The 5311-nt window shown below is 65.6% G+C and carries 7 protein-coding genes; 3 read left to right on the top strand and 4 right to left on the bottom strand.

Features of this window, described 5'->3' with window-relative positions; all coding sequences use genetic code 11:
- On the top strand, positions 1 to 378 hold a 378-nt coding region (locus VLE48_07425), incomplete at its 5' end, for a hypothetical protein (protein HSA92824.1).
- Positions 379 to 474: 96 nt separating this feature from the next.
- Positions 475 to 1068 carry a hypothetical protein gene (locus VLE48_07420; GenBank protein HSA92823.1) on the top strand — a complete coding sequence of 198 codons (594 nt, stop codon included), beginning with the start codon at positions 475 to 477 and terminating at the stop codon, positions 1066 to 1068.
- Between the two features lie 47 nt (positions 1069 to 1115).
- On the opposite strand, the gene selD is transcribed toward VLE48_07420, so the two are convergent.
- On the bottom strand, positions 1116 to 2165 hold the full coding sequence (selD, locus tag VLE48_07415) for a selenide, water dikinase SelD (protein ID HSA92822.1): 1050 nt from the start codon (positions 2163 to 2165) through the stop codon (positions 1116 to 1118).
- 66 nt (positions 2166 to 2231) lie between these two features.
- On the opposite strand from selD, the gene VLE48_07410 reads away from it, so the two are divergent.
- Complete coding sequence (locus VLE48_07410) at positions 2232 to 2597, top strand: YciI family protein (GenBank protein HSA92821.1); 366 nt, start codon at positions 2232 to 2234, stop codon at positions 2595 to 2597.
- A gap of 6 nt (positions 2598 to 2603) precedes the next feature.
- Here the strand turns inward: VLE48_07410 and VLE48_07405 are convergent, their stop codons facing one another.
- The 3 genes from VLE48_07405 to VLE48_07395 all read right to left on the bottom strand — a co-directional run.
- The gene (locus VLE48_07405) at positions 2604 to 3125 is read right to left on the bottom strand and encodes a DUF2393 family protein (GenBank protein ID HSA92820.1); all 522 of its coding nucleotides are present in this window, start codon (positions 3123 to 3125) and stop codon (positions 2604 to 2606) included.
- A gap of 14 nt (positions 3126 to 3139) precedes the next feature.
- The gene (locus tag VLE48_07400) at positions 3140 to 4528 is read right to left on the bottom strand and encodes a metallopeptidase TldD-related protein (GenBank protein ID HSA92819.1); all 1389 of its coding nucleotides are present in this window, start codon (positions 4526 to 4528) and stop codon (positions 3140 to 3142) included.
- Positions 4529 to 4541: 13 nt separating this feature from the next.
- A partial coding sequence (locus VLE48_07395) for a metallopeptidase TldD-related protein (protein ID HSA92818.1) occupies positions 4542 to 5311 on the bottom strand: 770 nt, incomplete at its 5' end.

Genomic DNA, 5311 nt, shown 5'->3' with positions numbered 1-5311 from the left:
TGGGTGCGCACAGTCGGCCTCTGCTCGCTGCTTCCTCTTCTTCTGACGGGTTGCGACGGCACCACTACGTTCTGTTTCGTCTCCACGCTGGGTGCCTCGCCGCAGAGCGCGATCGTGGTGGTGGGCAGCTCGCAGAAATTTGTAGCTTCGGGCACTACTACGTTGGCATGCACGTTCCAGTCCGATCCAGCGACCAGCGTCGTCTGGTCGGTCTCCGATTCGGTGAACGTCAGCATCAGTAATTCTCCCGGCGCCAGCTTCGGCACCGCCACCTGCCTGGGCGCCACCGGCGGCCCGGTCTCCGTCACCGCCACACTGGGGGCGGAGAAGAACGGCGGGAAGCAAGTCGCCGCTACTTCGACGCTGACCTGCGAGTAAGACTCCTTCCTGTCGTCGGTGTGCAATCGGCCAGTTTGTGGTTGCGGGTAAACCGACCGAGCGCTACCATCGGCGCATTTCGGTGAGGAGGATCGCATGGCCACGTCTCCGGGTACTGCGGCTGCTTTCAATCACGACCGATTCTCGGCCCGCGCCAAGGTCTTCGACATCGCCCCCAAGTTTCATTTCTACGATCCGCAGGGGCGCGTGATCGGCTTCCTGAAGCAGAAGCTGTTCAAGCTGAAAGAAGACATCCGCTTGTACGCGGACGAATCCGCCACCCAGGAACTGCTGACCATCAAGGCGCGGCAGGTGCTCGACATCTCCGCCACCTACGACGTGACCGATACGCGCCAGCAACAGAAGGTCGGGGCCCTGCGCCGCAAGGGACTGAAGTCCATCCTGATCGACGAGTGGATCATCCTGGACGCCGGCGACCGCGAGATCGGTCTCATCAAGGAGGACAGCGCGCTGATGGCCACGCTCCGGCGTTTCCTCTCCAACCTGATCCCCCAGACCTACCATTTCGAAATCGGCGGCCAGCACGTGGGCAAGGCGGCGCAGCGCTTCAATCCCTTCGTGCACACCCTGGACGTGGACCTGACGCCGGACCGCGAGCGCAAACTGGACCGCCGCCTGGCCGCCGCGGCCATTGTGCTGTTGCTGGCTATCGAGGGAAGGCAGGATTAGAGGGTTCAAAAGGGAAAAGGAAACGGCGCTGTCCTTTCGCCAGGTTCTTAGCTTTCGACCCGAATCAGAGGCTTGCCCGCGGGCAGCACTTCACCGATCTCCGCGGCGGGAATGCGCCGGTCCCGCAGGGCGCGCAGCAGCGGGTTCGCATGTTCGGCGGCCACGGAGATCAGCAGTCCGCCTGCGGTCTGCGGATCGAACAGTAGCGTGCGCAGTTCTTCGTCCACGTCACCCCACTCCACCACGCATTCGGCAAACTCGCGATTTGCCTTGAGGCCGCCGGGGATGAAGCTTTCCCGCACGCACTGGCGCGCGCCTTCGAGCAGCGGCACGCTCGAGGCCGCCAAGCGCAGGCCGACTCCCGAGGCCAGCGCCATCTCGCGCGCATGTCCAACCAGGCCGAAGCCGGTGACGTCCGTGCATCCGTGCACCGCGTAGGCGGGATCGGTCATCACTTCCGCCGCCACGCGGTTGAGTGTGGTCATGGAAGCGATGGCGGCCTCCACCCACGCGGGCTCCGCTTTGCCGCGCTTGATGGCGGTGGAGATCACGCCCGTGCCGATGGCCTTGGTGAGCAGCAGGCGGTCGCCCGGCTGCGCGCCCGAGTTGGGCAGGATGCGTCCCGGATGGATGGTGCCGGTGACGGCGTAGCCGAACTTGATCTCCTCGTCGCGGATGGAGTGTCCGCCGACGATGGTGCAGCCGGCCTCCATCATCTTCGAAAGGCCACCGGCCAGAATCTGCTCCAGCACGGCCAGGTCGCCCTTCTCCGGGAAACAGACCATGGTGAGAGCGTTCAGCGGCCGCCCGCCCATGGCATAGACGTCGCTGAGCGAGTTGACCGCAGCGATCTGGCCGAACGTCAGGGGATCATCCACGATGGGAGTGAAGAAATCCACCGTGTGGACCAGCGCGAGTTCATCGGAAATCTTGTACACCCCGGCGTCGTCGGCTTTGTCAAAGCCGACCAGCACGTTCGCGTCCTGTTGCCGGGCTAATTTCCCAAGCACCGCGTCCAGCGCCGCCGGACTCAGCTTGGAAGCTCAACCCGCCGCCTTGACGGCCTCCGTCAGGCGGACGGTCTTCGCTCCAGCCATGCGACGATTCTAGGGCACGGCCGAGGATTCCGCATCCAGGCCCCGCATTCCCGCATCCATCGAGGCATGAAGGCCTTCTATGCGATCTTCTGGAAGCCCGGCCCGGCGTGGCTGCCCGGCAAGAGCATCTTCGAGCAGCCGCTCGACGACCACCTTTCCTACCTCAAAGGTGTGTTCGACCGCGGCGAACTGCTAGCCGCCGGCCCCATCGAAGACCAGGACATCGGGCTGACTGTTGTGCAGGTGGAGAGCCGCGCGGCAGCCGAGCAGTTGGCGCAGGCCGATCCCGCGGTTCGGAATGGCATCGTGGTAGGTGAGATCGCGCGCTGGTGTCCCATCGCCTGGGACACAGTCGGAAGGGGCCGCATCCTGTACGAGACTGCCCCATTGCGCACCCAACGAAGCAACCCTCCTGCTCCGCGAAACGCGTGACGAAAGCTACTGGAAGCTGACGCTGACCACGGTGATCGCCGGATACTCCCGGTTCCAGTCGGTGGTGACGTGATCGAAGATCAGGCGGAAGCCGCGCGTCTCGCCGGACTTGAGGGGAGCTGCTTTCAGATCGGTGACGTCCACGTAGGGACCGCGCTGCTCATGTACCTTCACCGGCAGCGTCTCCTTCTGCACCACTTCGCCCAGCGAGTTGCGGAAGACGATCTCGACGGTGACGCCGTTCACGGTGCGGTCGCCTTGATTGGCGAGCTGGCCCTCAAGATACGTAACCTTGCCGCCGACGAAGTTTTCCACCTCGCTCATCTTGAGGTCGGCGAACTGAAGCCTCTCCCCGTAGGGGTGGGGACCTGCGGCCGCCGAAGGAGTTTCCGCCGTCCGCTGCTCGGAAGGCCGTGTGAGCAGCACGATGGCGCCGATCGCGATCACCACCAGCAGCACACCCGCGCCGATAGCGGGCCAGGCTACGCCCCGTTCGGGCGGATTGTTTGCGGGAGAGAGCGGCTCCATCGGCAGGGATTCTACTACTCGCCCGCTACCGTAAGACCATCGACGCGTAGCGTGGGACAAGCGACCGAGCCGCGGAACTCCAGGTCGTTCGCGATTTCCGTGATGTTGCGCAGCACGTCCTTCAGGTTGCCGGCGACCGTGACCTCCTCGACCGGATACGCCAGCTCGCCGCGCGAGATCCAGAGGCCGCTGGCGCCGCGCGAGTAATCGCCCGTCACCAGGTTCACGCCGAAACCCAGCAGCTCGGTGACGTAGAACCCGTCCGCGATGTCGGCGATGAGCTGCTGCGGCGTGCGCGCCCCCGGCTGAAGGAAGAAATTGCCCGCGCCGATGCCCGGCGTCCCCGCCAGGCCGCGCGCAGCGTTGCCCGTGGTTGCCAGGCCGAGCTTGCGCGCCGTGTAGGTGTTGAGCAGGTACGACTGCAGCACGCCCCGCTCGATGACTACGGTCCGCCGCGTGGGCACGCCTTCGCCGTCGAATGGCGAGGTGCCGAATCCTCCGATCATCGTACCGTCATCGATGACGGTGACGTTGTCGCTCGCGATCGCTTGCCCCAGCTTGCCCTCCAGAAAAGAGGCGCCGCGATAGATGGCGTCGCCGTTCGCCGCCTCGAAGATGTGTCCCAGGAGCGATTGGGCCACCATGGGCTCGAACACCACCGGCACGCGTGCCGTCGGGACTTTGCGCGCGCCCAAGCGGCGCAGCGCGCGTTGTGCCGCCACGCGCCCCACCTGCTCCGGCGGCTCCAGCTTGGCGAGCGACCGCGACACCGAATACCAATAGTCGCGCTGCATGGCCGCGCCTTCCTGTTGCGCGACCGGCACCGCGGCCACGCTGCAGTACGAGCGGCCGTACTCGCCCACGAATCCCAGCGAGTTGGCCAGCACCTTGCGCCCGGAAGCTGCGTCGAACGAGCCTCCCTCGGAGTTGATGATGCGCGGGTCGAAATCGAGCGCGGCCCGTTCCGCGCGGCGCGCGTAATCGATACGGGCCTCCGTCGAGAGCGACTCGACGTCGTCGTGGAACAGGTCCAAATCGCCGCCGAGCGCGCCCAGTTGTGATGCGTCCGGCAATCCGGCATGCGGGTCTTCCGAAGCTACGCGCGCCAGCGCCAAGGCGCCTTCAACCATGCGCGCGATTCCGGCCGCCGAGAAATCCGTGGTGTAGGTGGAAGCGGCTCTCTGGCCGAAAAATACCCGGAGGCCCATGGCGTGCGAGCCCGCCTGCTTCAGCGTCTCGACTTCGCCCAGGCGGACCACGGTGGAGAATTCATCCCCTTCGCGCACCACCGCCTCGGCGGCGCTGGCGCCGGCCGCAGTCGCGCGACGGACCACCTCGGCCGCCAAAGACTTCAGATCAGTCTCGAGTTTCGAGTCGCGGGTTGCCAGTTCAGGAGTTGTCATGAAAGGAAGCGCGCTAGCTCCGGAAGTCCGTCCCCACCTGCCGCCGCGCCGTGCCCCCCACGGTGATGCGGTCCACCTTGAGCGTGGGGATACCGACGCCCACCGGCACCGATTGACCGTCCTTGCCGCAGGTGCCCACGCCTTCATCGAGCGCCAGGTCGTTGCCCACCATGGAGACGCGCGTAAGCACGTCCGGCCCGTTGCCGATGAGCGTGCAGTTCCTGAGCGGCGCGGTGATCTTGCCGTCTTCGATCAGGTAGGCTTCCGAGGCCGAGAAAACAAACTTGCCGCTGGTGATGTCTACCTGCCCGCCGCCAAAGTTGGCCGCGTACACGCCGCGCTCCACCGAGCGCACGATGTCCTCCGGCGAATCCTCGCCCGCCAGCATGTAGGTGTTGGTCATGCGCGGCATGGGGATGTGCTCGTAGCTCTCGCGCCGGCCGTTGCCCGTATCGGGAATGCCCATCAACCGCGCCGAAAGCCTGTCGCTCAGGTAGCCCTTCAGGATTCCCTTCTCGATCAGCACGGTGTTCTGTGTCGGGGAGCCCTCGTCGTCCATGTTGAGCGAACCGCGCCGCGAAGGCAGCGTCCCGTTGTCCACCACGGTGCACTTGGGGCTGGCCACACGCTGTCCCACCAGTCCGGCGAACGCCGAGGTCTTCTTGCGGTTGAAGTCCGCTTCCAGTCCGTGGCCGATGGCTTCATGCAGCAGGATCCCCGGCCAACCCGGACCCAGCACCACCGGCATCTCGCCCGCTGGCGCCTCGCGCGCATCCAATTGCA

The sequence above is a fragment of the Terriglobales bacterium genome (genome assembly GCA_035454605.1).
Classification (GTDB): Bacteria; Acidobacteriota; Terriglobia; order Terriglobales; family Acidobacteriaceae; genus DATMAB01.
Note: the sequence above shows the minus strand (reverse complement) of the source record. Positions and strands in the feature narration are given on the sequence as shown.